Below are 26,383 nucleotides of genomic sequence, written 5' to 3'. Positions count from 1 at the left end.
TGGAAAGTTTTTTCTTGGTGTTGCGGGTGATCGTCTCGCTCGCGGCGGTCTTCGGATTGTTGTTTTACCTGCGCAAGCGCGTGCTGACGCGCTTTGGTTCCCCGCGTGCCTCGCAGCTTTCCGTGGTTGAGCGCCAAGGCCTGGGCCCGAAGTCCTCCGTGGTGCTGCTTGACGTCCAGGGACGGCGCTACCTGCTGGGCGTGGCCGAGTCCTCGATCAGCGTGCTGGATTCCTTCGAGGCACCCGAGCCAGTGGAAACAGATGCCCTGGAACAGGTCAACGTTCAGCCCACCATGGCCGAGCGCTCGCGCGCCTTCGCAGCGAGCCTGAGCACCGTGCGGCAGGGCAGCGTGCCCGCCAACGAACCCGGCGCGGACGGGCCGGCTGTGAATGACCAAGGTACGCCGGCGGTGCTTTCATCCACGCCTTCGGGAGCGCTTGCCGGATCGATCCTGTCGCCTGACACCTGGCGCCGGGCCGTGTCCGCCGTCCGGACTGGCCGCGGCGCATGAGAGCGCTTCGCCCTTCCTTGCCCTCCCGCGCCCGGATGGCACTGCTGGCCGGGTTGCTGCTGGCGCTGCTGGTTGCCCTTTCCTGGTTCAATGCCTCCGCCGCCCTTGCCGCGCCCGTTGAGCCTGGTGCCCCGGGGGACAACGGCGGGCTGTCCGTGGAAATCAACGGACCCAACGGCACCCCCAGCTCCGCCATCGTCACCCTCATTGCCATCACCATGCTTTCGGTGGCCCCGGCCCTGCTGCTGATGATGAGCTCGTTCACCAAGATCTTCGTGGTCCTGGCCTTCACCCGCAACGCCCTGGCGCTGCCCACCATCCCGCCCAACCAGGTGCTGGCCGGCCTGGCACTCTTCCTCTCCCTGTTCATCATGGCCCCGGTGCTCACCGCCATGAACGAGACCGGCGTGCAGCCCTACCTGGACGGGTCCATCGACCTCACCCAGGCCCTCGAGGTCGGGGTGGTGCCGCTGCGCGAATTCATGCTCGCCCACACCCGCGAGGCCGACATCGCGTTGATGACCCGCGCCGCGGAAATGCCCAACCCCGCCACCCCCGCCGACGTCCCGCTGACCACGCTGATCCCCGCCTTCATGATCTCCGAGCTGCGCGCGGCCTTCATCATCGGCTTCGTGATCTTCGTGCCCTTCCTGGTCATCGACCTGGTGGTCTCCTCCGCACTGATGTCCATGGGCATGATGATGCTCCCGCCGGTGATGATCTCCCTTCCCTTCAAGATCCTGCTCTTCGTCCTGGTGGACGGCTGGGGCCTGGTCATCACAGCGCTCATCGGTTCCTACCGGATCGGTGGTGGCTAATGGATCCCAACGCCGTCCTGGACATCGGGTTCTCCGGGCTGCTGGTGGCCGCGAAGCTTTCGGCCCCGGTGCTCATCACCTCGCTGGTGGTGGGCTTCGCCATCTCCCTGTTCCAGTCAATGACGCAAATCCAGGAAATCACCCTTTCCTTCGTCCCCAAGGCCGCTGCCGTCGCGATCGCGCTGCTGGTCTGCGGGCACTGGATGATCTCCGAAATGGTGCTCTTCACCCACGAGCTCTTCGAGAAGATCCCGGCCCTGCTGGGAGGCGGCTAGGCATGCTGGCCACCGTGCCGCTGGCCTGGCTGGAGGTCATGATGCTCGCCGCGGTGCGCGTCACCGCGTTCCTGGTCATCGCCCCGCCGTTCTCGCACAACGCCATCCCGCTGCGGATCAAGGGCATGCTCGGCATCGGGCTGGCCCTGGCCGTCACCCCGCGGCTGGGCGCCGGCTACGAATCCCTGGACACCGGCCCGTTCCTGGGTGCCGTCGTCGCCGAACTGGTGGCAGGGGCGGCCATGGGCTTCATGGTCATGCTCGTGTTTTCCGCCATCCAGTCCGCCGGCAGCCTCATCGACCTCTTCGGCGGCTTCGCCATGGCCCAGGGCTTCGACCCCCAGTCCATGATCAACGGCGCCCAATTCACCCGCTTCTTCCACTTCGCTGCCCTGGCCCTGCTGGTGGCCTCCGACGGCTACCAGCTGGTGCTCGCCGGCCTCTTCCGCTCCTTTGCCGTCATCCCGCTGGGCGGAGGCATCGGGCTGCCGTACGTGGCCGAATCCCTGGTCGGCGCGGTGGGGGAGATGTTCGTGGCGGCCGTGCAGATCGCCGGCCCGCTGCTGGTGGTGCTGGTGCTGGCCGACATCGGCCTGGGCCTGCTGACGCGCGCCGCGCCGGCGCTGAACGCCTTCGCCATGGGCTTCCCGTTGAAGATCATGCTGACGCTCGCGCTGGTCGGCACCGTGTTCGTGGTGCTGCCCGCACTGGTCTCCTCGCTGGTGCGCGGCGCCCTGTCCCTGCTTTCGGGGGTGTCGGGCCCATGAGCCAGGATTCGGGGGAGCGCAGCGAGAAGGCCACCGCCCAGCGCATGAAGGAGGTGCGCGAGAAGGGCAAGATGACCCGCTCGCAGGACCTTGCCGCGTGGCTGGGCATCGGGGCGGCCGCCCTGATGCTGCCCGGGGTGCTCGTGGCCGCCGAGACGGCGGGCCGGGCCCAGCTGGAGGCGGTGCGCGGCATCATTGCGGCCCCCGATCCCGAGGCCGCCGTCGACGCGCTGGGCACCGGGCTGGGTTCGCTCTCCGGCACGCTGCTGCCCCTCTTCGTGGTGGTGCTGGTGGTTGTGGTGGTCATCGCCGCGCTGCAGGGCGGGATCAACTTCAAGAAGTTCAAGCTGGATCCGGCCAACCTGAACCTGGTCACCGGCGTCCAGCGGGTCTTCGGGCTCCAGGCGCTCTGGCAGGGGCTCAAGGCCCTGCTGAAGGTCGCCGTCATCGGCCTGGTGCTCTGGTTCGTCGTCGCCTCCCTCATGCCGTTGCTCCTGCAATCGGGCTCCTTGTCGCTGTCCTCGCTGCTGGCCGCCGGATCGGACGGCGCCTCCTCGCTGATCCGCGCCTCGGTCATCGCCGGGCTGGTGCTGGCGGCCATCGACGTGCTGGTGGTCATGCGCCGGAACCGCAAGCACACCCGGATGACGCGCAAGGAAGTCACCGATGAGAACAAACGCACCGACGGGGACCCACTGATCAAGTCCCAGCGAAGATCCCGGCAGATGGCCATGAGCCGCAACCGCATGATCGCGGCCATCGCCGACGCCGACGTGGTGGTCGTGAACCCGACTCACGTGGCAGTTGCGTTGCGCTACGAACCGGGCAAGTCAGCGCCTCGGCTCGTGGCCAAGGGCGCGGGCAACATCGCCACGCGCATCCGCGAGGAGGCCGCCGAGAAGTCAGTGCCCATGGTCCGCGACATTCCGCTGGCGCGTTCCCTGCACGAGGTGTGCGAGATCGGGGACGAGATCCCCGCCGATTCCTACAATGACGTGGCCCGCGTGCTGGCCTTCGTCATGGCGCTCAAGGCCCGCGGCAACGCCGCCGGCGTCCACACCGTGCCGGGGGCGACGACAGCGAGTGCCAACCCCGGTCCCGGGCAAGGGGCAGGCACCTGATGACGCCCGGCCCCTTCCGCCTTTCCAAGAATTTATCCCCGGCCATCACCAACCGCAGGCCAACCGCCCAGTCCCAAGGAGCAAGACCTCAATGAAATTTGCTTCCCTCGCCAAGATCGCCGTGCCGTTGGGCGTGGTGGGCATCATCATGCTGCTGGTGGTCCCGGTTCCCGCCGCCTTGCTGGACGTGCTGATCGCCGTGTCCATCCTGCTGGCTCTGGTGATCCTGCTGACCACCATGTTCGTCAAGCGGCCGCTGGACTTCTCGGTCTTCCCCTCGTTGCTGCTGGTCGCCACGCTGCTGCGCCTGGGCCTGAACGTCGCCTCCACCCGGCTGGTGCTGGGCAACGGGTACGCCGGTGAGGTCATTGCGGCCTTCGGCTCCATCGCGGTGGGCGGCTCGCTGATCATCGGCTGCGTGATCTTCCTGATCCTTGTCGTCATCCAGTTCGTCGTGGTCACCAAGGGCGCCGAGCGTGTTGCCGAGGTCGGGGCGCGCTTCACCCTTGACGCCATGCCCGGCAAGCAAATGGCCATTGACGCGGATTTGAATGCCGGGCTGATCACCGACTCCCAGGCGCGCGAGCGCCGCGCCGAGGTGGCCGCGGAAGCCGACTTCTACGGGGCCATGGACGGTGCCTCCAAGTTCGTCAAGGGCGATGCCATCGCCGGGCTGATCATCATCATCATCAACCTCGTCGGCGGCATCGCCATCGGCATGCTGCAGCGCGGCATGGGCATCTCCGAGGCACTGAACACCTACGCGCTGCTGACCATCGGCGACGGCCTGGCCACGCAGATCCCCGCCCTGCTCATGGCCGTGTCCACCGGCATGATCGTCACCCGCTCCAACGCCTCCGCGGACATGGGATCCACCGCCTCCAAGCAGCTGGCCCAGTCGCGCACCGCGCTGTTGATTTCCGGCTCCGCGGCCATTGCCCTGGCCCTGGTGCCGGGGATGCCGAAGCTTCCCTTCATTCTCATCGGCGCCCTGCTGATCCTCACCGCCCAGCGCATCAAGTCCAACCTGGCCAAGTCCGAATCCCTGGCGGAGGTGGCGCGACAAAACGAGGCCGCCGTGGTGCCCACCGAGACCACCGAGGACCTCATCGAGAAGATGCGGGTCCATGCGCTGGAGATCCAGCTGGCCCCCGACCTGGTGGACGTCGTCAACGGGGGAGGGGACGACCTGCTGGCCCGCGTGCGCGCGCTGCGCCGCCGCGTGGCCATGGAGATGGGCATTGTGCTGCCGCCGGTGCGCACCCGCGACTCGGTGGACCTGCCCCCGGCCACCTACACCATCAGGATCGCCGGGGTGGAGGCCGGGCGCGGCACCGCCCCGCGCGGGAAGGTGCTGGCCCTGGGCGAGCACCTGGATTCGCTGCCCGGTGCCTCGGTGGTGGAGCCGGTCTTCGGGCTGGCCGGCAAGTGGGTGCCCGCCGAGCTGCGGCACAATGCCGAGATGGCCGGGGCCACCACCATCGATCGGGTCTCGGTGATCGTCACCCACCTCTCATCGATCGTCCAGGCGCAGGCAGCACGGCTGCTGACCCGCGAGGACGTGCGGGTGCTCACCGACGCGGTGCGCGAAACCAACCCCTCGGCCGTGGAGGAACTGGTGCCTTCCCCGCTGTCCCTGGCCGAGGTCCAGCGCGTGCTGCAGGGCCTGCTCATCGAGGCGGTGCCCATCAATGACCTGGGACGCATCTACGAGGCCCTGGCCCTGCGCGCCAAGGCCAGCACCGACCCCGAGGGCCTTATCGAGGCGGCCCGCACGGCACTGGGCCCGGCCATCGCCGCCGGCTACCTGGATAGCAACACGTTGCGTGTGGTCATGATCGATCCCGTCCTGGAACAGGGCATGCTCGAGGGGTTGCGCCCCTCGGAGGCAGGAAGCCAGATCATGCTGGATGCGGCCCGGTTGGAGGCGGTGCTGGCCTCGGTCAAGCAGATCGCCGGCGAGCTGGAAACCCGCGGCCTCTCCGCGGTGCTGGTCTGCGCCCCGGCGCTGCGCCCGGCGGTGCGCCGCCTGCTGGGCGCAGCCCCCGGTTCCATTCCGGTGCTCTCCTACCAGGAGGCCACCGCCGGCGGGGCAGAGATCGAGACCGTGGGGGTGGTGCGCGGTGCCGATGCGATTTCGGCTTGAGGGTGCCAGCCTGCCCGACATCCACGAGCAGGCCATGGCCGAATACGGGCCCCATGCCCGCATAGTCTCCGCCGAGCGCGTCACCATCGGCGGCATCGGCGGATTCCTGGCCAAGTCGCACCTCGAGGCCATCATCGAGGTGCCTGACGAACACGCACCCGAAGGGCACGTGCTGGAGCCCGGGGACGAACCGCAGCCACAGCGCGCCCTGGAGCCCGCTCCCAAACTCCGGTCCCCGAAGCCCGGGTTGTCGATTCCAAGGTCATCGAAAGCAGCTATTTCCTCTCCGCCTATTGCGGAACAGGTAGCCGGAAATCCCACGTCCCCGGCACCACGTTCTCTCACTGCCCCCGCCTTGACGCCCGATTCCCCGGCCGTGGCCGGCGGCATCGACGGGTTGCTGGCGCGGGCGGACGAGGCCGAGCTGCGCCTGGCGCCGCAGGTGCCCGTGTTCGCCGACCAAGGCAGACTGACGCCGCTGCCTGGCCGCCCCGACTTCGACCGCCTGCTGGACAGCCAGGCCTTCGCCCTGGAACCGGCCACCGGCACCCGCGCTGCAGGCGGACCAACGCATCCGTCCGGTGCGCCGGGGAATCCGGCCGGGCAGGCTGCGGGGCCGGGGCCTGACATCGTTCCCTCGCCGCTGGCCGGCCCCGGGGACCTGGTCGTGGTCATCGGACTCTGGGGGGGACGCCGGGATGGCAGCCGGGGAACTCGACGAGGGCACTGCGCTGCGGCGCAACGCGGGGGAGCTGGCCCAGAAGTTCGACACGCAGGCATTGGCCCGCAGGCCGATCCTTGACCGGCGCGGCATCCTGCGGGCGCGCGCCAACGCCGTGGCCGACGGCGTGCCCCTGCTGGTTTCCGTTGCCATCAATCCGCTGCTGGCCTTGCCAAAGCAATTGCAGCTACTGGAGGTGCTGGCCCCCGACCAGCTCTGGGTGGCGGTGGATGCCGGGCGCAAGGCCGAGGACAGCGCCGCCTGGGTCAAGGCCGTCGCCAAGGCCTGCGGGATCTACGCGGTGGTCTCCCTTCACGCCGAGGAGACCCTGTCCCCGGAATCCGTCTGGGAACTGGGGTTCCCGGTGCTTGAGGCCAGGGGCGCCGGCACGTAGGCACTGTCTGCGCTCCCGGTCCGCCGATCGAATCCTCCAGGATCCCTGGCCTTGGACGTGGCGGGTCCCCGGGAAACAAGAATCCGGGGACCCGCCATGTCCATACTTGATTTTATTGGCCTGTCATTTTATTGACCTGCCGTCTTAGTCATCCCCGGATTCGGTGTTGTGCGAGTTGGGGAGTCCGAGGCGAGGTCGTCGCGCTCCGTGGCCTCCTGTACTTGAGCCGGATCGGTCTCGTCGGTGAAGGGTTCGCTCTGGCGGAACTCTTCCCGGTGGCTGGGCTTGACGCCCTTGAGGCCGCCCTCGGCTTCCTGTTTCATCTGCTCGTCAAGCTCCGCACTGTGCTTATCGCTTCCACGTTCAGCCATGTGGATTCTCCTTTTCACTCGTGTCGTTCAGTCCGCGTTGGGCGTATTCGGCTTCCTCCGAGGAACCGGCCGGGACCGGGTCGGCCGCCGGGGGCACATCTGCCGGGTTGTAGTCCTCCAGTCCGGCTGCCACCCGCTCTTGCTGCTCGGCTGCCGCGAAGTCATCGTCGTCCAGGCCCTCCGGGACCTTGGCATGGCCGCGTCGGGACGATGGCGGCAAGGCAGAGCCTTCCGGATCAATGACGTCATCAAGGCCGGAAGTTCCGTCCTCGGCGTTTTCGGGGTTCACGTTTGTCATGCGTTCTCCTCCAGTTGGAGGCGTCGGGCCGGACATCACACGCCCCGGCCCACCGCCTTCGTCCGGCCAGTCTAGGACCGCGGCCCCAGGGGTGCCTAGGCTTTTGCCGGTCGGCGGGCCATCGGTGCCCCATGCCCGTCGGCACGGTCGATCAACCGTGCCGGCGGGAACGCGGGATTCGGCACGAATCCCTATTGCCCGGGGATCGCCGTGACCGCCAACCACGTATTTCACTTGTAGTTTCACAGAACGGCTGGTAATTATTTAGGGGGTAGCCCGTGGGGAGGTGTCATTCGTATTCAGCATTCACCAAGGGCGGAGGAAGCGGACCATGAATCAAGGGACCGTCGTGGTCATTGAGGATGATGCCGACTTACGCAACCTCGTGGTGGCGGTGCTGCAACAAGCCGGGTTCGAGGTGAGGGCGGCGACGACGGGGCTCGAAGGCGTTGCACTGGTCCGGGAACAAAACCCCGTCGTCGTGACCGTGGATATTGGCCTGCCGGACATCGACGGCCATGAAGTGCTCCGCCGCATCCGCCAGGCCAGCGACTGCTATGTCATCATGTTGACGGGCAGGGACGATGAGGCGGACACACTGACCGCCTTGCAGGCCGGCGCCGATGATTACATGACGAAGCCGTTTCGTCCCCGGGAATTACGTGCCCGCGTGGCGGCGATGCTGCGACGTCCGCGTGCCGGCACCCAGGAGCCCGAGACACAAAGCCCGGCGGCGCCTACCCCGGTGAGGAAGCGTTCAACACTTCACCACGGTGCGCTGGTCCTGGACAGCGAAGCGCGGACGGCACGCCTGTCCGACGCAGAGCTGTCACTGACCAGAAGCGAGTTCGACCTGCTGCAGGACCTCATGAGAAACATCGGCACGGTTCGGACGAAATCCGATTTGGTCCAGGTCGTTCGCGGTGAGACGCCACGCGGCGGCGGACGCGGATACGTCAGCGATGTCGATGAACGCGCCATCGAGGTGCATATCGGGAACCTGCGCCGAAAACTCGGCGGGAACGCCCGCCACCAGCAGTGGCTCTTGACGGTGCGCGGAGTGGGATACCGCCTGGCGGCACCCCATCCGGACGAGGAATGATTCGCCCCTAGCCCTGTTCCTTCGGCTTGGGGTAATGCTCCTGCAACTGAAGCAAGGTCTGCTGGCCGCAAACCTCGAGGCCAGGCAACAGGTCGACGGCCGCCGCTTCATCGCCGCGTTTGACCGCTTCCCCCATTTCCCGCGCGACCCCTGCGAGGCGCACGGCTCCCGCCATGGCAGCGGCAGTCCTGATGCTGATCAAAGCGTCCAGCGCAGTATCCGGGTCCAGGAGCTCCAGTGCCTGGGCCAACCGTTCATAACGCGATTTCCACAGATCCACGAAGTCGTGGACGAAGTCCACGACGATCGACGGGTCGTCGACTTGCTGCTCGAGCTCCCGGAGCACCGCAAAATCCACCAGGGGCTGGCCGTTGGGTGATGGCAAGGTGGACATTGGCGAGTCTTCTCTGGCGACCCCTGCCATGGTGTCGGTTAGGCCCATGAGCGGGGCGGTGGACGGAGTGTGCATTGCCTTAGGATATCCGCTGGGACTGGGCAAGATAAGGGCAAATCCGGAGAACCGGGACAATCTGCGTGAATCCTGCGTTTGGCAATGGGACAAGACGTCGTAAACGCCGTTAAAGACCACCTGATCAGTGGTTGGAGCCAATGGCAGTTGGCCCGCGGGAGCGTTAGCGCGGCCCACTCGGGGTGAAGATGTCATGAGGTTCCTTCCGTGGGGGTCATTGACCGCTGAACGTTGCGATGGCATTGATCACCGCCGGTCCAAGGATGGCGATGAAGAGAACGGGAAAGATGAAAAACAGGAGCGGGAACAGGATCTTGACCGGCAACTTCATGGCCTTCTCCTCGGCACGTTGCCTCCGCTTGACGCGCATGACCTTGGCTTGCACCCGCAGGACCTGGCTGATGGCGATGCCGTAGGCATCCGCCTGGACGACGGCCTGGACAAAACTGCGCAATTCGGGGACGTTGGTTCGCTGGGCGAGAGCGGTGTACGCATCCCGGCGGGAACGGCCGACCTGCATGTCCTGTAGGGTGCGGATCAATTCCTGTGCCAAGGGTCCCCGGCCGTTTTCACCGGCCCGAGACACGGCACCCTCGAATCCGAGGCCGGCCTCAACACTGATCAGCATCTGGTCGAGCGTATTGGGCAGTTCAAGCTGCAGTTCCTGTTGCCGTTTCTGCCCGTTGCTGATCAACAGCAGGTCGGGGATGAAGTATGCAGCGACGAACACCGCGAGGCCCATGATCTTCATGACCGGGTGCGGATCCAGGCCGAAAAGGAACCCCAGGACCGCGCCGGCCAACCCGAGTGCGGGTTTCACCGCCAGGAGGCCGTCCAGTGGCATGGAGGTCGGGCGCCCGGCCAGGGAAATCAGCTTGTCGAGTCGGCGGACATACGCCTCGGGGGTCAGGCGTCTGCCGATCCGCACCAGCAGGCCGGTCTCCGGCCGGGCAGCGGTTTCCTCCGGGTCGTGGCCGCGGCGCAGGTTTTGCCTGCTGGCGGCCTGGCCCTTGCGGTCGACCGAGAAGAACGCGAGACCGAGGTAGAGCATGGCGAAGCCGACCAGCAACGCGCCGGCGGTGACGATGAGTGGCATTTTCCGGTCCTCAGAACTTCAAGTCGATGATCTTGCGCATCCACAGCCCGCCGACGGTCATGAGGACGACGGAGGCGCCCATCATCACCCAGCCCAGGGGCTGGGTGAACAGCGGGGTCATGTAGCCGGGGCTGATGACCATGAGCATGGCAATGATGCCCACGGGCATGGCCATGAGGATGTAGGCCGAGAACTTGCCCTCGGCGGCAAGGGACGCGATCTGTCCCTTGATCTCACTGCGTTCGCGGATGGTTTCATTGACCTGGTCCAGCACCTCGGCCAGGTTTCCGCCGACCTCGCGGTTGATTTGCACGGCCTGGGCGATCCACCGGAAGTCCTCGCTCTGCATCCGGGTGGCGGTGTCGTTCAGCGAGGCCAGCAGGTCCCTGCCCAGGCTGGTTTCCGAGACGATGCGCCGCATCTCCTCGGACGTCGGGGCCGGGGACTCCAGGGCTGCAGCATCCATGGCGCGCAGGATGCTGTGCCCCGCACGCAGGCTGCCGGAGAGCAGTTGCAGGGTGTCCACCAATTGTTCGCCGAATCCGTGGCGGCGCTTGGCGGTGCGACGCTGCAGGTGCAGGTGCCCTAGCGCCGGGACCAGCAGGAAAAAGAGCACGCCCAGGGAAGGCCCGGCCAGCAGCATGCCCAGCACCATGGCGACGAGCGCGGCGGAGGCCATGAGCACCAGGAACTCGCTCTGGCGCAGGCGCAGTCCGGCGCTTTCCAGCGCCTCGCTGCTGAAGATCCGCAGCTTGCGCCGGGCGAGCAGGTTTTCGAGGAATCCGGTGGTTCCGCCGGCAAGCCGGGAAAGCCCGGTGGTGGGTGGGACGTCCACGGGGGCACGGCGGTCCACGGCAACCCGTGCCGGCCGAAACACGATACCCAGTGCCAGGCCCAGGGCCAGCAGCACGAAGGCCAATCCGATCATGAGTTCCATCTCGCCCTCCTAGGCGTTGGCGACGGCGTGTTGCCGGCCGGCAAAGACGGCGGGCGAAACCTGGATGCCCATGTCCTGGAACCTGTCCATGAACGTGGGCCGGATGCCGGTGGGGACCGGCGTGCCGCGGAAGCGCCCGTCATCGTCAATGCCGGCGGCGAAGTCGAAGACGAAGGCATCCTGCAGGGTGACGATATCTCCCTCCATGCCCTGGACCTCGGTCACGTGCGTGATGCGCCGCGTGCCGTCGCGCAGCCGGGAGATCTGGATGATCAGGTGCACGGCGGAGGCGATCTGTTCGCGGATGGCGCGCAACGGAAGGTCCATGCCTGCCATCAGGACCAGGGTCTCCAGGCGGGCGATGGCGTCGCGGGGCGAGTTCGAGTGCACCGTGGAGAGCGAGCCGTCGTGGCCGGTGTTCATGGCCTGGAGCATGTCCAGGGATTCGCCGCCGCGGACCTCGCCCACCACGATCCGGTCCGGGCGCATGCGCAGGGAATTGCGCAACAGTTCGCGGATGGTCACTTCGCCTTTACCTTCCGTGTTGGGCGGGCGGCTTTCCAGGCGCACGACGTGGTCCTGCTGGATCTGGAGTTCGACGGCATCCTCGATGGTGACGATGCGATCGGTGTCGGGCAGGAAGGAGGACAGCACGTTGAGCAAGGTGGTCTTGCCCGTGCCGGTGCCCCCGGAGACGATGATGTTCAGTTTCGCCTTGACACAGGCATTGAGCAGTTCCGCCATCGCCGGGGTCAGCGTCCCGAAGCGGATCAGGTCCTGCACCGTCAGCGGGATCTTGCTGAACTTTCGGATGGTCAGGGAGGAACCGCCCACCGCCAGCGGCGGAATGATCGCGTTGACACGCGACCCGTCCTCCAGGCGGGCATCGACCAGCGGGGAGGACTCGTCGATGCGGCGGCCCACCTTGGCCACGATGCGCTCGATCACCTTGCGCAGGTGCTCCTCGGAGCTGAAGCGCGAGTCGCTCAGGACCAGCTTGCCCTTGCGCTCCACGTAGATCCTGTCCATGCGGTTGACCATGATCTCGGTGACGTCCTCGTCCTCCAGGTACTGCTGCAGCGGACCGTAGCCCAGCACGTCGTTGGCCACGTCGTTGATCAGGCGCGAGCGTTCGGCGGGGGAGAGCGGGACCTTTTCGGCGTCGATGACCTGGACCAGTTCCTCGCGGGCGCTGGCGCGCAGGTCCTCCTCGGTCAGGGTGGAATCGTTGAAGCGGCTTCCCATGCGTTCGAACAGTGCCTTGGCGGCACGCTGCTTCAGCCCGGCATAGGCATCCACCGGGTGGGAGATCGCGGACTTCACGCTCGCCGAACCGACGGCCGGTGCCTGCACGGCCGGCTTGTAGATGTCAGCGGGCGCGGCCGAGTGCAGGACCGTCTTGGCTGCGGGCATGGGGACGGAAGCCGCCTGGGGCACGGCGGAGTCCAGGCGTTGGGTTGCCGGCTGGCGGGCGCCAACGGCACGGTTCAAGGGAGCAACGTTTTCCGCGGCGCTGAGTCGCTCGGAGAGTTTCATCGGACAACCACCCGTCGGTGGAGCTTGCGGGCGGGTTGGGCCCGCCATTGCGGATCGAAGCGCCGGGTCAGGTGGGCGAAGCCCTTGACCGCGCGGTCGGACTTGGATTCCTGGAGCACCGGGATGCCGCGGTTCGTGGAGAATGCCACGGTCCGCGAGCGGGGGATGCTCACGTCAACCGGGGCGCCGATCCAGGTCTCGATGTCGCCGATGGTCAGCCCCGTCTTGGGGTCGGCCATGTTCAGCACCACGTGGCGGGTTTCGGGGAGGATCTCCAGCTGCTTGAGCACATCGAGCCCGGTGCGCAGGCCGCGCACGCTGGGCACGTCCATGCCGCTGACCCACACGGCGTCGGTGCAGCGTTCCATGGCGGTGAGGGCGAGCTCGGTGAGACCGGGGGCGCTGTCCACGATGACGTACTGGAATTCCCCGGCCAGCTGGTCGAGCAGGCGCTCGATGTGCCCACTGGTGACGTGGTCGGCGTCGGCGGGGTTCTTCGATGCGCACAGCGCGTAGAGCCCGGCGGGGTGGACGGTCAAGAAGGCCTTGAGGACCAAGGTGTCCTGGCTGGCTGAGACGGACACGGCGTCCATCACGGTGTGCTCGGGATCCAGTGACAACGCGGAGGCGACGTCGCCGAATTGCAGGTCAAGGTCGACGATGACGACGCCCATGGGCGCGATCTTTCCCAGGCCCACGGCAAGGTTGGTGGCCACGGTGGTCTTGCCCACGCCTCCCTTGGGGGAGAACACGCCAATCACCTGCCCCTTTTTCTCCTGCGGCTCGGCGCTCGCCGGCTGGTGGTGGTGGCGGCTGCGTGCCGAGTGCGCCTGGCAGGCGCGGTCCAGCACGGATGCGACCTGGGCGATGTCGGCCGAGGGTGCCAGGACGTCGCGGATGCCGGCGCGCATGGCCAGGACCACGAGTTCGGGGTCGTAGTCGGCGACGAGGACGACGCTGATTTCCGGGCACTGGACATCGAAGACGGTGGCCAGGCGGAGGGCCTCCTCGACGGGGATGCCAGGACCCAGGACCAGGACCTCGGGGGCCTGTTCCAGGGATTCCAACAATTGCCGGGGGTCGGTGGGCACGCTGGTGGTCAGGAAGGAGCGCACTCCACCGTGCAGGCCGCCTTCGACGGCGGCGCGGACGAGCTGGTCAAACTGGGCATCCGGGGAGATCAGGACGAAACGGCTCACGGGTACACCTCCGATAGGCGAACTGGCTGGGGACGGGATTCCTGTTGGGCATCCTTGGGTTCGTTGGTCAGCCAGATCCGGCCGAATTCGGCGGAGTGGATGAGCTTCGAGGCATCGCGGTCGGTCACCGCGACGGTGACGAGCATGGTGCCGGCGGGCATGGCCTGGGCACCTTCGGCCGGTTCCACTGCGGCGTCTGCCCGTTGGAGCCGGGTGACGAGCATCTTGTGGAAGACCCGGCCCGTGGCCGGGGAACCTGCGTCGTCCTTCATCGCCCCCTTGTCGAAGGAAACGAAGACCCCGACGGTGCTTCCGGCGGTGACGTTGCCGCCGACCATCCGCTGCGGCTCCAGGGCGAAGGTGACTTCCTGCAGGCCCTGGGGCACCGCGACGGTGCCGGGTGTTTGCAGGGAGGCAGGATCGACGAGCCGGCTGGAGAGCAACACCTCGCCGGGTGCCAGATCCGCGGCCGTCACCTGGCCGGCGACATTGTCCAAGGCGGCTAGCGCCCCGGCGGGCACTGTGCCCGCGGGCCTGGCTTCGAGGGCCAGGGATTCGCCGAGGTCGGCGACGGACGTTCCCTCGGGAACGGCCTGGCGAACGACCAAGACGTTGGTGGGCGTCAGTTCCGCCATGGCGCGCGCGTCGGCGTTGGCGGCATAGGAGTAGACAAGGACGGCGCCGAGCAGCGCGAGGACGGCGGCGGCAACACCGCCCAAAAGTCGGGATTTCAAGAAAAGCTCCTAGTGGGTCATTCGGACGACGGTGGCACCATAGCGGTTCACCGGTCCCAGGATGTGTCCCTCGTCGAGGGACACGTAGCGGACGAACTTGCCGATGATGCCGCGGCAGTCCCCTGTACAGGCCTGGGAACCGGCGTAGGCGGTGGTGTTGCGGAATACGGAGGGCAGCGAGGACCCACCGGTGAACTTCCAGCCGGCGACCTCGAAGGCAGCGAAGGAGGAAATCTTGTAGACGGCCCCGGAGCCGGTTCCGACGGCGAGGTTGAAGACCGGAAGCAGAACCGTGGGACGGCCGCCGGCAGTGATCTCGGCGGCCCAGCGGTTCAGGACCGAGGTGCAGTTGGGCGGCTCGCTGTTGCCAGGGGCGCTGCCGCCTTCCTGGATCAGCAGGTCGATGTAGCCGCCGCACTGCCCGGGGATCTGGGCCAGCCAGCCAAAGCCGCCGGGGACAGGTGCCCCCGCGGGTCCGTAGTTGCAGCCCGGGTTGGCGTAGGACCCGCCGTGCAACCCCAGGCGTTGGAGTCCGCCGTCGACGTGGCCTTCGACCTGGCAGACGGAGAATGCCGCGGGGAAAACGGTGGGACCTGCCACCGGGCTGCCCCATTGGGCTCCGGCGGTGGCGCCGACTTCGGCCGAGTCAAAGCCCAGGATGCGGGCGAAGGACAGCGAGACATTGTTGGCCTCGCCGCCTGCCTGCTGGGCTCCTGTGGTCACGGTGACAGTGCCCGCGCTCTTGTTCAGCTGGACGGACTGGATGTTGCTGAGCCCGTCGTTGGCGTTGGATTTCGCGTAGCCTGCGGCCAGCGGAGAGGCGGTGGCGCAGTTGGTGCTGGCCAGGCTGAGCGCGCATTCCTGTGCAACGGCCAGCGCCGCGGCGTCCGCGCCGTTTTGCAGCTGGGCCTTTTCGGCATAGAGCATTCCGACATCCACCACGAGGGCGGTGAAGCCGAGCAGGGCGACCAGCAGCAGGGCGGTCATGACGCTAACGGTTCCCCGTTCGGAATCCGGGGATTTCCTTAGCCTCCGCACCGCATGACCCCCTTGCCGGTGAGCGTGATGGGGGAGACGATGCCGGTGATGGTTGACAGCGGGTAGGTGATGGTGACGCTGGCCTGGGTGCCGGGCGTGCAGGCTGCGGGGGAGATGGCCACGTTTCCATCCGTGATCGAGGAGAACAGGGAGGTGGCGGCCATCTTGGTGGCCGAGCGCGCCTTGACCGGATCATTGGAGATGGCCATGACCCGGACGCCCTCGCGGGCGGCCTGGGTCAGAGTGAGTTGGGCGTTGTAGGCATGCCCGAACTCGATGATGCCCATGACCAGCATGAGAAGGACGGGAAGGACAATGGCGAATTCAACGGCAGCGGAACCGCGTTCGTTCTGCTGTGTCATGGCCTGGGCCTTCCGGGTTTGGGTGGATGAAACATGCTGTGGTGGCGGGGCGAGAACGCCCCGCCACCACGGAGCTTTTGTTTGGGAAAGGACTACACGGTGGGGGTGCCGCCGGCGAGTCCGGTCCTGACGTCCTCGAACAGGCCCAGCAAGTCGTCACCGAGGAATCCAACGACCCCGACGATGACGACTGCGATGAGGCCGACCATGATGCCGTACTCAACGGCGGTGGCGCCGGTTTCGTCGCGCTGGAGGCGGTTCTTGATGCGGAAGCCGAGGGTCTGGAGGGTTGCGTAAACGTGCAGCATGGGGGAGCTCCTGAAATGAAGTGGTGTGTTGTTTGTGCGGGGTGTTTGGACTTGCTTCGTGCACCGCGCTGAAAAAAACATAGCAAGGCATTTCGGGGTTAAGACGGGACCTGTGGCTTTCCTCGGGGAAGCCTGTACCAACCCTTGGGAAGCTGCGTTTTTCCTGCGCTTAACCTGAACCAAACCGGCATTTGGGCCGATTCTCGTGGTTGACCGGCGGCCGGGTTTACGACTCTTCTGAAACTGCGTCGAAACCCCATGGTCCTTGGCGTTCAACCGCAGAAAATATCGGCGGCATGGGATAGATTTCGCGTATGCATACTTGGCCACGGGACGATCCGACACCCACGGGTGGTGGCGCATCCACCAGCGCCGGCGGAGGATTCCCAACGTGCCTTGGCGGCAGGCTCCACGTCGGCAACCGTGCCCGTCGTTGCCGAACCAAGTGGCTGCCGGCAGAGCGTTCCGGCGCGTACCTGCGGAGACCGGCAGGTGCCACCTGGCTGGTTGGTTTCAGAGGGCAGGATTGAAATGACACTGGGCCGCAGATGGAAACTAGTTTGCTATCTTCTTGGCGCTGCCGTCGCAGGGGGAATCATCGGTCGGCTGTTTCCGCCATTTGTCCTGGACGATCCCTTCTGGAGAGATTTTTGGTCCGGACCTCCTGTGGCCGGGATATTCGCGCTAGGGGGAGCAGGGATCGCCTATGGGGCCGCCTTGCTCGGGGCCAGAACATCGCGCACGGCAGCGAAACGGCAGGAGTGGTGGGACCGGGCCGAATGGGCCCTCACGCTCGCCAGGTCCGACAAGTATGTTGACCGCATCATCGGTTTGGAAGCCCTGACTGCGCTATCGTCCGAAGCCACCAGGACTGAATACCGACTCATTCTCGCCGTGACCGAAGCTGTTTCCGGAGAAGGTGTGGAGAGCAGGGACCCAGTTGGCGACGTGGACACTCCACCCCGCGTGCGGGACAATTGAGCAAACGGAGGTGCATCACGATGGCTAGAGAGCCCATGCAGGTCAGCGCGCTAGAGGACCGGATAAAACAAGGCAAGGCCGACCCCATCACCACAGCGGAAAAGATTCTCGTTGCCCAACTTCGTGAGGGCTACGAGAAGAAGTACGGTGCTTCCAAGCCAGCCAAGAATGGCCGTAAAGCATCTTCTCCCTCCTGAGGAAGACCTTCCTATATTCCTACGCAAGTGACTGCACGCCGTCGTCCTGGCGGCGGCGTTTCACTTCTCAATAGCTGGAGCAATCGGCATGTTTTTGGGGAGCGAAATGAGGGCGGTTCGGCTACTTCTTCGCGATCTTCACGGTGTAGCTGGTCTTTGAGATCGTCGTGTAGGCGTGGCGTTTTGCGGTGACCTTCACGGACACGTTTTTAGACGCGTCGGCCTTGGCGAGCTTGTAGCTGCTCTTGGTGGCGGCCTTGATCGCCTTGCCGTTGCGCAGCCATTGATAGTTGAGCTTTGATCCCGGAGCCCAGGAGGAGACCACGGCCTTCACCGTTTTGCCTGGACGCCGGGTGCCGGCGACAGTCACCTTCCCGGGCTTTGACGGGGCCACGGTGACCTTGGTGCCGATCTTCAGGGTCGCGGTTTTGGTGATGTACGCGGGAGCCGTGATCGTCGTCTTGAAGGAGACGGTCTTCCCGTAATCGGCCGCGGCCAACACGTAGACACGTCTGGTTGCCCCGGCGATGGGCTTTCCATCGCGCAACCACTGGTAAGTGACCTTCTGTCCGGGGAGCAGTTTTCCGCCGTGCAGGTTCGCGTAGATCCGTGTGCCAACTTTCGCCGTACGTGTGTCGAGCTTCCCAGTCGAGCCGATCTTCAGGTTGGGAGCGGGCATGATGCCGTGGCCAACCTTGTAAGACTTTTTCAGGATGGACACCCAGTGGTTTGCTGGCTCGTTGAATTGGAGGATTTCGTAGGTGACGGTCTTGCCGAGGTCTTTCGCCTCATAGTCCCACTCGATCGAATCGTTTTGGTAGGTCTCTCCATCGATGGTCAGCGCCACTGCGCCAGCGACGAAGATGGGCGCCCATCCGGGGCCGGTGGAAGCTAGGACGCGGTCGCCGACACGGATGGTGGCCGGCAGGTTCACTTTGCCTTGGCGTGGTTTGCCATGGGGGACAACTAGGCCTGGCCCGGTGGCCGCGCCGTTGTAACCGAAGTATGGGTTGGCGGGATCGCTAACGCCGTAGACCCATGCCTTGATCTCCTTGCCTCCCAGGTCCAAACCGACCAGTGCTGAGAAGCGGCCGTTGCCTTCGTAGCGGGGGTGCCCGACGTTTTGGAACAGGTCCCTGAAAAGCTCCGACTGATAAGAGGTCGGTGCTGCCCATTCGGGTGTGCCTGGGACCGGGGTGACCTTCCAATAGAGGCGTTCACCGATCACCGGCTTGTTCTCGAACTCGTAGGTGCCGGTACTCACCGACGCGCGGTGAACCCAAGACACGCCAAGCTGCTCGGCGACGGTTCCGTCAGCTGCCGTGATCTGGATGCGGACCATGATGTGACGGGAAATCAGCGGGGTCGTGTAGGTCTGCGTTGTCACCCCGGTGGCCACCGCGATGCCGTCCTTGCCCTCGAACCATTCATAGGTGGCTGTCGCACCCTCGGGGATGTTCGCGACGGCGGTGACGGTATCCCCGGCGAAGACCCACCCGTCGAGGTCTGGGTTCGACGTCCACGCCGGAGACGCAATGCTTTCGATCTTGCCTTCCACGTCGTACTCACTGGGAATGGCAAACGCGGTTTCCGTGGCCACACGGGCCGCTGGAGCTGCCGTGACTGCAGGGGTGCCTGCCAAGAGCAGGGACGCCGCGGTGACGGAATTTTTCAAGTCAAGCGGTACCAAGGTGAGTTAGGCGGCCGTTAGGCCGCTGTTTTTTCGGTGGTTTCCTTTGGTTGGTTGATCCATGCCGGCCCGGGCAGGGCCAGGATCTTGGGGTCGGTGGTCGTGGCGAATCGGTGGGGATGTTCGGCGCGGGCCGCTGCCAGGGTCTGCGAGCGTTTCTCCGCGACGCCGGCGGCGAAGCCGTAGTGCACGTTGGCAGGGGTGTGGAACCCGATGCCGGAGTGCTGGTGGTGATGGTTGTACCAGTCGACGAAGCCGCTGATGAAGGCCCTCGCATCGCCCAGGGACGCGAAGCGCTCCGGGAACGTCGGACCATACTTCATTGTCTTGAAAATTGACTCTGAGTAGGGATTATCGTTGCTCACCCGGGGTCGGGAATGCGATCTGGTGACCTCCAGATCCGAGAGCAGCGCGGCGACGGTCTTCGACGTCATCGAGGTGCCGCGGTCGGCGTGGACCACCTGCGGGATGCCGTGGATGCCGAAGATCTCCTTCATCATTTCCGCCGCCAGGATAGCCGCTTCGGTGGCGTGCACGTGCGCGCCGACAATGAACCGCGAGTGGATATCGATCATCAGGTAGCAGTCGAAGTACTTGCCCTTGACCGGGCCGGCCAACTTCGTGATGTCCCACGAATACACCTGACCGGGGGCGGTGGCCACCAGCTCCGGGATGGCCCGGGGCGGATGCTTGGCGAGTTTCCGGCGTTCTTTGACCTGCCGGTTTTCCTCCAGGACCCGGTAGAACGTGGAGACCGAGCCCAGGTAGATCCCGGCGTCCAGCAACTTCGCATAGACCTGCAGGGGCGCCAGGTCCACGAACTGAGGCGAGTTCAAGGCCGCGAGGATCTCGGCCCGCTCCGTGGCGCTGAGCTTGTTCGGCGGAACCACCGGATCGTGGTCCCTCGGCGCTGCGGGCTTGCGGTAGATCGTGGTGCGCGAAAGCCCGAGCAAGGTAGCGGCCCGCCGCGTCGGGACTGCCAGTTCCACCAGCTGCACGTAGGCGCCCGTCAACGCTTCTTGGACTTCGGATCGTCGTTGGTGTCCTCGGAGATCGTCTCCAAGAACGCGTGCAGTTTTCCCATCACACCAAGGGCTGCCTCCGATCGTTTCAACCGGCTCTCGCTCACCTCCAGCTGGCGGCGCAAACGCGCGATCTCGGCCTGCTCGGGGGACAGTTTCCCGATTTTCTCCCCGGCCGTCTTGCCCTGCAGCACGCCGGCGTCGCGCAGCTTGCGCCACTCGGTGATCTGCGAGGAATACACCCCCTGCTCCCGCAGGAACGCACCGCCTTCCTGCCGGGTGCAGGCGTCCTCGTACTGGGCCAACAACTCAAGCTTCTGCGCGGGGGTATACGACCTGCGAGGGGTCGGTCCACCGGCACGCGGTCCGGAACTACTCATGGATCCATCTTGGCGCACTTCGGCCAAAACTAGATTAGACATACAGATTGGTTTCCTGGTTCTCGCCCTACGCGATCGAGCCGACTTGCTCTGTCACCCTGGTACCGCTCCAGCCTGACACGTAGGGTGATGCCGACCGTGAGGTAGCGCAGGGCAGCTCGCATGGGAACACTCCGGATCTGTGGTGGGATCAATGTTCCCGGTCGTCAGGTATTACGTGATCCTACAGATGAAGACGCAAAATGGGTATGCTCTGGCCCGGGAATACAATCGTCCACGTGGGCACACCTCGCCCAAGGGTCAGCCTCTGGCCAGCCGCTCACAGCAAAGGCACAGGCAGGTGCTATGTGGGTGGTTAGTCCTCCCGCCCTAGAATGTGCCCATGAGCGTCGAAGACGCAGACTTGGGGTAGATCACATGCGACGTTCAGAATCCGTTCCGCAGCGTTTCCACAACCATCCTCATCACCGCACCCGGCTGTGGACCGTTGCGCTGTGCGCGGCACTGGCCGGCGGCCTTGCCGCATGTTCGGGCGAGTCACGGCCGCCGGTGACGGTGGAGGCCCCGCCAGACCCTTCTTTCGTGCAGGAAGTGGTGGAACCAAGTGCGCTGACCCGGCACCTGGAGGCGTTCCAGGATGCGGCGGACGCGAATGGGGGGAACCGGGCAGACGCCACCGGAGGTTACGAGGCCTCGGCGGCGTACGTCGAGGAGCAGTTGCGTGCGGCGGGGTACGAGCCGCGGCGTCAGGAGTTCAGCTACGGCCGGCGCAACCCCGTGGAGGCGTTCAGCATCCTGGCCGACACCGGCAGCAGCTCCGACGGCGTGCTGGTACTCGGCGCGCACCTGGACTCGGTCGAGGAAGGACCCGGGATCAACGACAACGGCAGCGGGGTCGCCGCGGTGCTCGAGGTCGCGCTGCGGCTCGCGGAGGAGGGCTCCGTGCCGCGGGAGCGGATCCGGTTCGCGTTCTGGGGCGGCGAGGAGGGCGGAATGCACGGCTCGGACTACTACGTCGAGCAACTCTCCCGCAAGGAAACCGCCGCGCACGTTGCCTACTTGAACGTCGACATGGTGGGCTCGCCGAATGCGGCGTTCTTCGTGTTCGACGGCGACGGCTCGGACGGCATGGAGGCCGGGCCGGAGGGGTCTGGCGCCATCGAACGGGTGTTCCGGGACATCCTTCAGGCCGAGGGGGTCCAGGCGCTACCGGTCGGGTTCATCGAGGATTCGGACTACGACGCGTTCGTGAAGGCCGGCATCCCGTCCGGGGGCCTGTTTACCGGCGACGCGGGGACCAAGAGCGAGGCCGAGGCACGCACCTTCGGCGGGCAGGCCGGGGAGCAGTACGACGAGTGCTACCACCAGGCCTGCGACACCATCGACAACGTCGACATGGCCGTGCTGGAGCAAATGACCGAAACGCTCATGGGCGCGACGGTTTCGCTCGGCGGCACCGAGAACGACCTGGCCAAGGGCGCGGCAACGGAGGAGGGCGCCGGCTGAGCCGCCGCGAAGCCTCATCCGAGGGAAGGTGTTCCACTTCCAAGGTAATGAGACATCGCAGAGTTAGGCGGCTGCTTCTTCGCCCTGCGAAAAAGTAGTCGACATGCTGACTCCCTCTATGGAGCGGATGATGAGTGCCACGCCCCTTCACCGTCGCGCCCTCGCTTGGTTCTGTCTGTCATACCGATACCGGACATGCCGATGGCCGGGAACGAATGGGCACCGCGCACCGGCCGTAAACGCAAGGTAGGGCAGGTTGCCAATCATCCCTGGCAACCTGCCCTACCTTGCGTTTACGGTGAAAACAAGGAACGTCAGTCGACCATGATGTCCATGCCCGGTCCGGTGCCAGTGCCGGTGACGAAGAATAGTGTTAATACCAATACCCACAGGACCCAGAAGACCGCGGTGAACGGCAGCATGCGGGCAATGATGGAACCGATGCCGGCCTCTGGTTCGTACTTGCGCAGGAAACCGAGGATGACAACCAAGTACGGGTTCAACGGGGTCAGTGCCTGTGTGGCCGAATCCCCCACGCGGAAGGCCGCTTGGACAAACCCGGCCTCGTAGCCAATGAGGGCAAACATCGGGATGAACACCGCGGCAATCAGCGTCCACAGGGACGACCCCGAGGAAATCAAGAGATTGAGGATCGAGACGGCCGCAATGAACGCAATGATCGCCCCGTAGCTGGTGAAGTTCACGTCCTTGAGCGTTTGTGCGCCGTTGACAGCCACCCAGGACGCCAGGCCGGACCAGGTGAACAGGGCCAGGAATTGGGCCAGGATAAAGGCGACCACAATGAAAGACACCGCGTCTTTTACTGCCTGTCCCATCATCTCCACGACCGACTGGATATTGGTTACCAGACGCAGGCGGGCGCCATAGACAATGGCCGGAGCCAGCAAGACGCAAAAAACGATGAAGATGACTGAGCTCAGCAACGGGGACTTGGGCAGGAACCCGCCGGCTTCATTGCGCAACGGGGCGCCGGCCGGAAGTGCCAGCGCCAGGAACAGGCCGACAACCACCAGCAGGGCAAGCCCTGCCCAGCGCAGGGCTGACTTTTCCGCGGCGGTGACATCCGGGCTGGCTTCGTCCGCAGCCGCGGCATTGACACCGACACCGGTACGGTTCAGTCGCGGCTCAAGCACCTTGTCGATGACCAGGCCGCCGGCCACCGTGAGCACGCCAGCCAACACGATGTTCAGGAACAAGTTTGAAACGGCCGTCACGGGCAGCACCAGGCCGGACACCGGGGCGGCAGCGGCATTGGAAATGCCGGCCAGCAAGGCATCGGTGGAAGTGATGAACGGGGTGCAGCTAAATGCGGCAATGCCAACTGCGTAGGAGCCGAGCAGGCCCGCAACCGGGTTGCGGCCCGCGGCACGGAACACCAGCGCGGCGATCGGCGGGATCACCAGGATCGAGGCGTCGGACATGATGTGCGCGCACAACGCCACCAAAGCTATGACGTAGGGCAGCGCCCACCCCGGGGCGCGGCCCAGGGTTGACTTCACCAACACCAGCAGCAGGCCAGTGCGTTCGGCAACGCCAACTGCCAGTAACAGGGTGACCACCACGCCAAGGGGCGGGAACCCGATGAAGTTCTCAACCGCGGTGGTCATCAGCCAGGTGATGCCTTCGCCGGTGAACAGCCCCTTGATGAGCGTCGGTGCCTCGGCGCCGGGCAGCGTGGTGCTCACGTTGAACCAGGACACCACCGTGGAAATGAGTCCGACGGCCAGGAAGAGGTACAGGAAGAGCGCGAAAGGCTCTGGCAGCTTGTTGCCTGCCCGCTCTATGCGGTCCAGGGTGGCGGCACCGAACTTCTTTTTCTCCGTGACGGGCGCGGGTGCCTGTTTCTTGCGCATCAATGTGCTCATGCGCCTACTCCTGCGGGGACTGAGGCCCGGATGTCCTTGACCATCCGTCCTTTGGCAAAGACGATATCAATATTTTTGGGGTCGGCCAGCGCATGGATGGAATTCAACGGATCGACGTTTGTCAGCACCAAGTCGGCGTCCTTGCCCAGCTCGATGGAGCCGACTCGGTCCTCCAGCTGCAGCAGCTTTGCCGCATTCAGGGTTCCGGCCACGAGTGCATCCATCGGGGACATTCCGAAGTCGACTAGGTGTCCGAGCTCGGCGAGGTTGGTGCCGTGTTCGCAGACCCCGGCGTCGGTCCCCAATGCGACCTTGACACCGGCCGAGATGGCCTTCGAAACGCAGCCGTGGAGTTTTTCCTGCAGGCGAAGCTTCTTCTCCACCGCGTAGGAAGCGGCCCTGGCCGGATCCGGGGGGATGGTTCCGGTGCTCAGTGTGGGAACCAGGAAGCTGTCCTTTGCAAGCATCAGCTCGATGGCCTGGTCGTCGATTTCGTAGCCGTGCTCGATGCTCCGGACCCCCGCAACGAGTGCGTTGGAGATGGAGCGCGCCGACTGGGCGTGGGCTGCCACGGGCACGCCATGGCTCCCTGCTTCCTCGACGATGGCGCGCATCTCGGCAATGTTGAGGCCGTCGTGCCAAGGGGTGTCACGCGGGGACCACACGCCGCCGCTGGCCATGACCTTGATGACCTTGCCGCCCAGACGCATGACCTCACGCGTGTTGCGCAGGGCCTCGTCGACCCCGTCGGTCAGGAAACCGATGTCGCCGTTGGGGGAGATTGCCTCGCCCTGGTTGAAGCCGCAGCAGGTGCGGAAGTCACCGTGGCCGCCGGTGGGTCCCAGCGCGCGGTAGGCAAAGATGATTTCGGGGCCTTCAATGAGCCCGCGTTCAATGGCAACTTCGGTTGCCATGTCAATGCCGCCCAGGTCGCGCACGGTGGTGACACCGGCATCGAGGGTGGCGCGCAGCAACGGGATGGCGGCATAGTAGCCATATCGCGGGGGCAGGTGCAACATGGCGGTTCCGCTGAGCTGGCCGGCAGGCATTGCCAGGTGGACGTGCGAGTCGATGAACCCAGGGAGCAGGAACTGACCGCGCCCGTCAATACGGCCCGCCTCGGTGTCCGTGAGCGGCGCCTCGGCGTCCGGTCCAACCCACTGGATCTTGCGCCCACGCAAGATGACGGTGTGCATCTGTGCCGGAGCGGCGCCCGTGCCATCAATCAGGGTGACGTGTTCAATCACCATTTGTCGCTGCTGCGGCAAGTTTCCTCCATGTGTGCTGTGTCATAAGTCGAACTAAACGCTAAGAGAAAGACCTGACTTTCTTCGAAGATGCAGGAAAATAGTTCAGTGACCAAGAATTTGCAGGAAATCGACGGCCTGACCGAAAATGACCTTGAGCTCGTCAATGCGCTCCAGCTGGCGCCGCGCGCCAGCTGGAGCGATCTTTCTGTAATCCTCGGCGTGCATGCCACTACGTTGGCGAGGCGCTGGGAACACATCACCAATGCGGGCCTGGCGCGCATCTCGATAGCGCCTGGACCGGGCATGGCGGCACAGATGGAAATGGCTTTTATCGAGCTGACGTGCCGCAACAGCCAAGTCATCCAAGTGGCCGATGAATTGTTCAAGGATCACCGGACCATGACGATCCAGTTTATTGCCGGATCCGCGCATCTTTTGGTGACGGTGGCTGCCCCCGGGCAGTCCCTGGCCGATTTCCTGCTCACCACCATTGGCTCCCTGGACGGGGTATTGCACTATTCGGTGCGAACCGTGACAGACCAGCTAATGGATGCCAGCAATTGGCATTTTCGTGCGTTGCCGCCGGCCGCGATGCGCAAGCTGTACCTGCTTGCGAGCAAACCGGAATCCCGCGAGGGTGGAGTTCGGGTCGCCATGGATGAGATCGACCAGGAAATCCTGCGTTCGCTGAGCATCAGCGGGCGCATGGGTTTCAAGGAAATCGCCCACCGTGCCGGGATCACCCCGCCCGCGGCGGCGCGTCGGGTCAACCGGCTCATCGGGGGAAACTACATCAACGTGCGCTGTGACATTGTGCGCCACTCACTTGGCCGCAATGTCAGCGCCGTGTTCTGGGGCTCGATGTCCCCCGACGACATCTTGCTCATCGATCGCAACATCGCGGCCGAGCTACCGGAAATCCGCATCATGGTGGCGGTGACCGGCGCCAACAACATCCACATGGTGGTGTGGCTGAACAACCCCTCGGAATCACTCGCCGTCGAACGCAAGATCCTGCGCGCGATTCCCGGGCTGACGATCGATGACCGGCGCATCGTCTTGCGGACCTTTAAATATAATGGTGCGCGCATCACCGAATCCGGACTTTTTGGCGAGGTGCTTCCCGTGGGGTTCTGAGGAACTTGCCCTGCCACGGCACACCGCGGGCCAAGAATAATCCGCAACCATCAGGTCGCACAAGAACCGAACGACGACCCCGCAAACGACTAGATGGATAGGTCCTGGTCGGTGCCGAGGACAGGACAGA

26 protein-coding genes and 1 pseudogene are annotated in these 26,383 nt (G+C 65.2%); 12 read left to right on the top strand and 15 right to left on the bottom strand.

All coding sequences use genetic code 11. The features are described 5' to 3' along the window. Positions 1-26 precede the first annotated feature (26 nt). The 8 genes from fliO (at position 27) to ABD687_RS06435 (ending at position 6,754) form a co-directional block, all read left to right on the top strand. On the top strand, positions 27-512 hold the full coding sequence (fliO, locus tag ABD687_RS06470; RefSeq protein ID WP_310292605.1) for a flagellar biosynthetic protein FliO: 486 nt from the start codon (positions 27-29) through the stop codon (positions 510-512). Beyond that, positions 509-1,330: a flagellar type III secretion system pore protein FliP gene (gene fliP, locus ABD687_RS06465; protein WP_302265344.1), complete on the top strand. Its 822-nt coding sequence runs from the start codon at positions 509-511 to the stop codon at positions 1,328-1,330. The genes fliO and fliP overlap by 4 nt, the downstream gene beginning before the upstream one ends. Next, positions 1,330-1,605 (top strand): flagellar biosynthesis protein FliQ, encoded by a 276-nt coding sequence (gene fliQ, locus ABD687_RS06460; RefSeq protein ID WP_264271526.1) that lies wholly within the window; start codon positions 1,330-1,332, stop codon positions 1,603-1,605. The genes fliP and fliQ overlap by 1 nt, the downstream gene beginning before the upstream one ends. A 2-nt stretch (positions 1,606-1,607) precedes the next feature. Continuing rightward, entirely contained in the window at positions 1,608-2,372 is a 765-nt protein-coding gene (locus ABD687_RS06455; RefSeq protein WP_310292607.1) for a flagellar biosynthetic protein FliR, read from the top strand. Then, complete coding sequence (locus ABD687_RS06450) at positions 2,369-3,493, top strand: EscU/YscU/HrcU family type III secretion system export apparatus switch protein (RefSeq protein WP_310292609.1); 1,125 nt, start codon at positions 2,369-2,371, stop codon at positions 3,491-3,493. Before ABD687_RS06455 ends, ABD687_RS06450 begins: the two co-directional genes overlap by 4 nt. A 91-nt stretch (positions 3,494-3,584) precedes the next feature. Next, positions 3,585-5,639, top strand: a complete 2,055-nt coding sequence (locus ABD687_RS06445; RefSeq protein ID WP_310292610.1) for a flagellar biosynthesis protein FlhA — start codon at positions 3,585-3,587, stop codon at positions 5,637-5,639. Beyond that, positions 5,623-6,441 (top strand): hypothetical protein, encoded by an 819-nt coding sequence (locus ABD687_RS06440; RefSeq protein WP_344760973.1) that lies wholly within the window; start codon positions 5,623-5,625, stop codon positions 6,439-6,441. Before ABD687_RS06445 ends, ABD687_RS06440 begins: the two co-directional genes overlap by 17 nt. Then, positions 6,338-6,754, top strand: a complete 417-nt coding sequence (locus tag ABD687_RS06435) for a hypothetical protein (protein ID WP_344760972.1) — start codon at positions 6,338-6,340, stop codon at positions 6,752-6,754. The genes ABD687_RS06440 and ABD687_RS06435 overlap by 104 nt, the downstream gene beginning before the upstream one ends. A 128-nt stretch (positions 6,755-6,882) precedes the next feature. Here the strand turns inward: ABD687_RS06435 and ABD687_RS06430 are convergent, their stop codons facing one another. Then, positions 6,883-7,125 (bottom strand): hypothetical protein, encoded by a 243-nt coding sequence (locus ABD687_RS06430; RefSeq protein ID WP_310292614.1) that lies wholly within the window; start codon positions 7,123-7,125, stop codon positions 6,883-6,885. Then, positions 7,118-7,423: a hypothetical protein gene (locus ABD687_RS06425; protein WP_310292616.1), complete on the bottom strand. Its 306-nt coding sequence runs from the start codon at positions 7,421-7,423 to the stop codon at positions 7,118-7,120. The genes ABD687_RS06430 and ABD687_RS06425 overlap by 8 nt, the downstream gene beginning before the upstream one ends. 331 nt (positions 7,424-7,754) lie before the next feature. On the opposite strand from ABD687_RS06425, the gene ABD687_RS06420 reads away from it, so the two are divergent. Beyond that, on the top strand, positions 7,755-8,525 hold the full coding sequence (locus tag ABD687_RS06420) for a response regulator transcription factor (RefSeq protein ID WP_310292618.1): 771 nt from the start codon (positions 7,755-7,757) through the stop codon (positions 8,523-8,525). Between the two features lie 7 nt (positions 8,526-8,532). On the opposite strand, the gene ABD687_RS06415 is transcribed toward ABD687_RS06420, so the two are convergent. The 9 genes from ABD687_RS06415 to ABD687_RS06375 form a co-directional block, all read right to left on the bottom strand. Continuing rightward, entirely contained in the window at positions 8,533-8,919 is a 387-nt protein-coding gene (locus ABD687_RS06415; protein ID WP_310292620.1) for an Hpt domain-containing protein, read from the bottom strand. A 289-nt stretch (positions 8,920-9,208) separates the two neighbouring features. After that, a complete protein-coding gene (locus ABD687_RS06410) occupies positions 9,209-10,090 on the bottom strand; it encodes a type II secretion system F family protein (RefSeq protein WP_377700409.1) in 882 nt (293 codons plus the stop codon). A 10-nt stretch (positions 10,091-10,100) separates the two neighbouring features. Then, positions 10,101-11,027 (bottom strand): type II secretion system F family protein, encoded by a 927-nt coding sequence (locus ABD687_RS06405; RefSeq protein WP_310292622.1) that lies wholly within the window; start codon positions 11,025-11,027, stop codon positions 10,101-10,103. A gap of 9 nt (positions 11,028-11,036) precedes the next feature. Next, entirely contained in the window at positions 11,037-12,563 is a 1,527-nt protein-coding gene (locus tag ABD687_RS06400) for a TadA family conjugal transfer-associated ATPase (RefSeq protein WP_310292624.1), read from the bottom strand. Beyond that, on the bottom strand, positions 12,560-13,762 hold the full coding sequence (locus ABD687_RS06395; protein ID WP_310292627.1) for a CpaE/TadZ family protein: 1,203 nt from the start codon (positions 13,760-13,762) through the stop codon (positions 12,560-12,562). The genes ABD687_RS06400 and ABD687_RS06395 overlap by 4 nt, the downstream gene beginning before the upstream one ends. Further along, positions 13,759-14,496: a Flp pilus assembly protein CpaB gene (gene cpaB / locus ABD687_RS06390; protein ID WP_310292629.1), complete on the bottom strand. Its 738-nt coding sequence runs from the start codon at positions 14,494-14,496 to the stop codon at positions 13,759-13,761. Before cpaB ends, ABD687_RS06395 begins: the two co-directional genes overlap by 4 nt. Before the next feature lie 9 nt (positions 14,497-14,505). Further along, positions 14,506-15,534: a TadE/TadG family type IV pilus assembly protein gene (locus tag ABD687_RS06385; RefSeq protein WP_310292630.1), complete on the bottom strand. Its 1,029-nt coding sequence runs from the start codon at positions 15,532-15,534 to the stop codon at positions 14,506-14,508. Then, positions 15,522-15,896 carry a TadE/TadG family type IV pilus assembly protein gene (locus ABD687_RS06380; RefSeq protein WP_310292632.1) on the bottom strand — a complete coding sequence of 125 codons (375 nt, stop codon included), beginning with the start codon at positions 15,894-15,896 and terminating at the stop codon, positions 15,522-15,524. The genes ABD687_RS06385 and ABD687_RS06380 overlap by 13 nt, the downstream gene beginning before the upstream one ends. 92 nt (positions 15,897-15,988) lie before the next feature. After that, positions 15,989-16,204, bottom strand: a complete 216-nt coding sequence (locus ABD687_RS06375) for a Flp family type IVb pilin (RefSeq protein WP_310292634.1) — start codon at positions 16,202-16,204, stop codon at positions 15,989-15,991. 1,016 nt (positions 16,205-17,220) lie between these two features. On the opposite strand from ABD687_RS06375, the gene ABD687_RS06370 reads away from it, so the two are divergent. Further along, complete coding sequence (locus ABD687_RS06370; protein WP_310292636.1) at positions 17,221-17,382, top strand: hypothetical protein; 162 nt, start codon at positions 17,221-17,223, stop codon at positions 17,380-17,382. 121 nt (positions 17,383-17,503) lie between these two features. On the opposite strand, the gene ABD687_RS06365 is transcribed toward ABD687_RS06370, so the two are convergent. Further along, the gene (locus ABD687_RS06365; protein ID WP_310292638.1) at positions 17,504-19,057 is read right to left on the bottom strand and encodes a hypothetical protein; all 1,554 of its coding nucleotides are present in this window, start codon (positions 19,055-19,057) and stop codon (positions 17,504-17,506) included. Between the two features lie 32 nt (positions 19,058-19,089). Continuing rightward, positions 19,090-20,474, bottom strand: a pseudogene (locus ABD687_RS06360) (IS3 family transposase). A 417-nt stretch (positions 20,475-20,891) separates the two neighbouring features. On the opposite strand from ABD687_RS06360, the gene ABD687_RS06355 reads away from it, so the two are divergent. Further along, positions 20,892-21,980 (top strand): M20/M25/M40 family metallo-hydrolase, encoded by a 1,089-nt coding sequence (locus ABD687_RS06355; protein ID WP_310292641.1) that lies wholly within the window; start codon positions 20,892-20,894, stop codon positions 21,978-21,980. 314 nt (positions 21,981-22,294) lie between these two features. On the opposite strand, the gene ABD687_RS06350 is transcribed toward ABD687_RS06355, so the two are convergent. Both ABD687_RS06350 and ABD687_RS06345 read right to left on the bottom strand, forming a co-directional pair. After that, complete coding sequence (locus tag ABD687_RS06350) at positions 22,295-23,866, bottom strand: AbgT family transporter (RefSeq protein ID WP_344760971.1); 1,572 nt, start codon at positions 23,864-23,866, stop codon at positions 22,295-22,297. Next, entirely contained in the window at positions 23,863-25,116 is a 1,254-nt protein-coding gene (locus ABD687_RS06345; RefSeq protein WP_264271699.1) for a metal-dependent hydrolase family protein, read from the bottom strand. Before ABD687_RS06345 ends, ABD687_RS06350 begins: the two co-directional genes overlap by 4 nt. Before the next feature lie 105 nt (positions 25,117-25,221). Here ABD687_RS06345 and ABD687_RS06340 point away from each other — a divergent pair, with 105 nt between their 5' ends. Then, a complete protein-coding gene (locus ABD687_RS06340) occupies positions 25,222-26,253 on the top strand; it encodes an AsnC family transcriptional regulator (RefSeq protein WP_310292646.1) in 1,032 nt (343 codons plus the stop codon). Positions 26,254-26,383 lie beyond the last annotated feature (130 nt).

The organism is Paeniglutamicibacter sulfureus, from assembly GCF_039535115.1.
GTDB classification, from domain to species: domain Bacteria; phylum Actinomycetota; class Actinomycetes; order Actinomycetales; family Micrococcaceae; genus Paeniglutamicibacter; species Paeniglutamicibacter sulfureus.
Note: the sequence above shows the minus strand (reverse complement) of the source record. Positions and strands in the feature narration are given on the sequence as shown.

What these genes read in the sequence shown, in the direction of transcription:
- fliP (WP_302265344.1), top strand. Translation starts at nt 509, where the DNA reads ATGAGAGCGCTTCGCCCTTCCTTGCCCTCCCGCGCCCGGATGGCACTG.
- fliQ (WP_264271526.1), top strand. Translation starts at nt 1,330, where the DNA reads ATGGATCCCAACGCCGTCCTGGACATCGGGTTCTCCGGGCTGCTGGTG.
- ABD687_RS06455 (WP_310292607.1), top strand. Translation starts at nt 1,608, where the DNA reads ATGCTGGCCACCGTGCCGCTGGCCTGGCTGGAGGTCATGATGCTCGCC.
- ABD687_RS06450 (WP_310292609.1), top strand. Translation starts at nt 2,369, where the DNA reads ATGAGCCAGGATTCGGGGGAGCGCAGCGAGAAGGCCACCGCCCAGCGC.
- ABD687_RS06445 (WP_310292610.1), top strand. Translation starts at nt 3,585, where the DNA reads ATGAAATTTGCTTCCCTCGCCAAGATCGCCGTGCCGTTGGGCGTGGTG.
- ABD687_RS06440 (WP_344760973.1), top strand. Translation starts at nt 5,623, where the DNA reads ATGCGATTTCGGCTTGAGGGTGCCAGCCTGCCCGACATCCACGAGCAG.
- ABD687_RS06435 (WP_344760972.1), top strand. Translation starts at nt 6,338, where the DNA reads ATGGCAGCCGGGGAACTCGACGAGGGCACTGCGCTGCGGCGCAACGCG.
- ABD687_RS06430 (WP_310292614.1), bottom strand. Translation starts at nt 7,125, where the DNA reads ATGGCTGAACGTGGAAGCGATAAGCACAGTGCGGAGCTTGACGAGCAG.
- ABD687_RS06425 (WP_310292616.1), bottom strand. Translation starts at nt 7,423, where the DNA reads ATGACAAACGTGAACCCCGAAAACGCCGAGGACGGAACTTCCGGCCTT.
- ABD687_RS06420 (WP_310292618.1), top strand. Translation starts at nt 7,755, where the DNA reads ATGAATCAAGGGACCGTCGTGGTCATTGAGGATGATGCCGACTTACGC.
- ABD687_RS06415 (WP_310292620.1), bottom strand. Translation starts at nt 8,919, where the DNA reads ATGTCCACCTTGCCATCACCCAACGGCCAGCCCCTGGTGGATTTTGCG.
- ABD687_RS06410 (WP_377700409.1), bottom strand. Translation starts at nt 10,090, where the DNA reads ATGCCACTCATCGTCACCGCCGGCGCGTTGCTGGTCGGCTTCGCCATG.
- ABD687_RS06405 (WP_310292622.1), bottom strand. Translation starts at nt 11,027, where the DNA reads ATGGAACTCATGATCGGATTGGCCTTCGTGCTGCTGGCCCTGGGCCTG.
- ABD687_RS06400 (WP_310292624.1), bottom strand. Translation starts at nt 12,563, where the DNA reads ATGAAACTCTCCGAGCGACTCAGCGCCGCGGAAAACGTTGCTCCCTTG.
- ABD687_RS06380 (WP_310292632.1), bottom strand. Translation starts at nt 15,896, where the DNA reads ATGACACAGCAGAACGAACGCGGTTCCGCTGCCGTTGAATTCGCCATT.
- ABD687_RS06375 (WP_310292634.1), bottom strand. Translation starts at nt 16,204, where the DNA reads ATGCTGCACGTTTACGCAACCCTCCAGACCCTCGGCTTCCGCATCAAG.
- ABD687_RS06370 (WP_310292636.1), top strand. Translation starts at nt 17,221, where the DNA reads ATGCAGGTCAGCGCGCTAGAGGACCGGATAAAACAAGGCAAGGCCGAC.
- ABD687_RS06355 (WP_310292641.1), top strand. Translation starts at nt 20,892, where the DNA reads ATGCGACGTTCAGAATCCGTTCCGCAGCGTTTCCACAACCATCCTCAT.
- ABD687_RS06350 (WP_344760971.1), bottom strand. Translation starts at nt 23,866, where the DNA reads ATGAGCACATTGATGCGCAAGAAACAGGCACCCGCGCCCGTCACGGAG.
- ABD687_RS06345 (WP_264271699.1), bottom strand. Translation starts at nt 25,116, where the DNA reads ATGGTGATTGAACACGTCACCCTGATTGATGGCACGGGCGCCGCTCCG.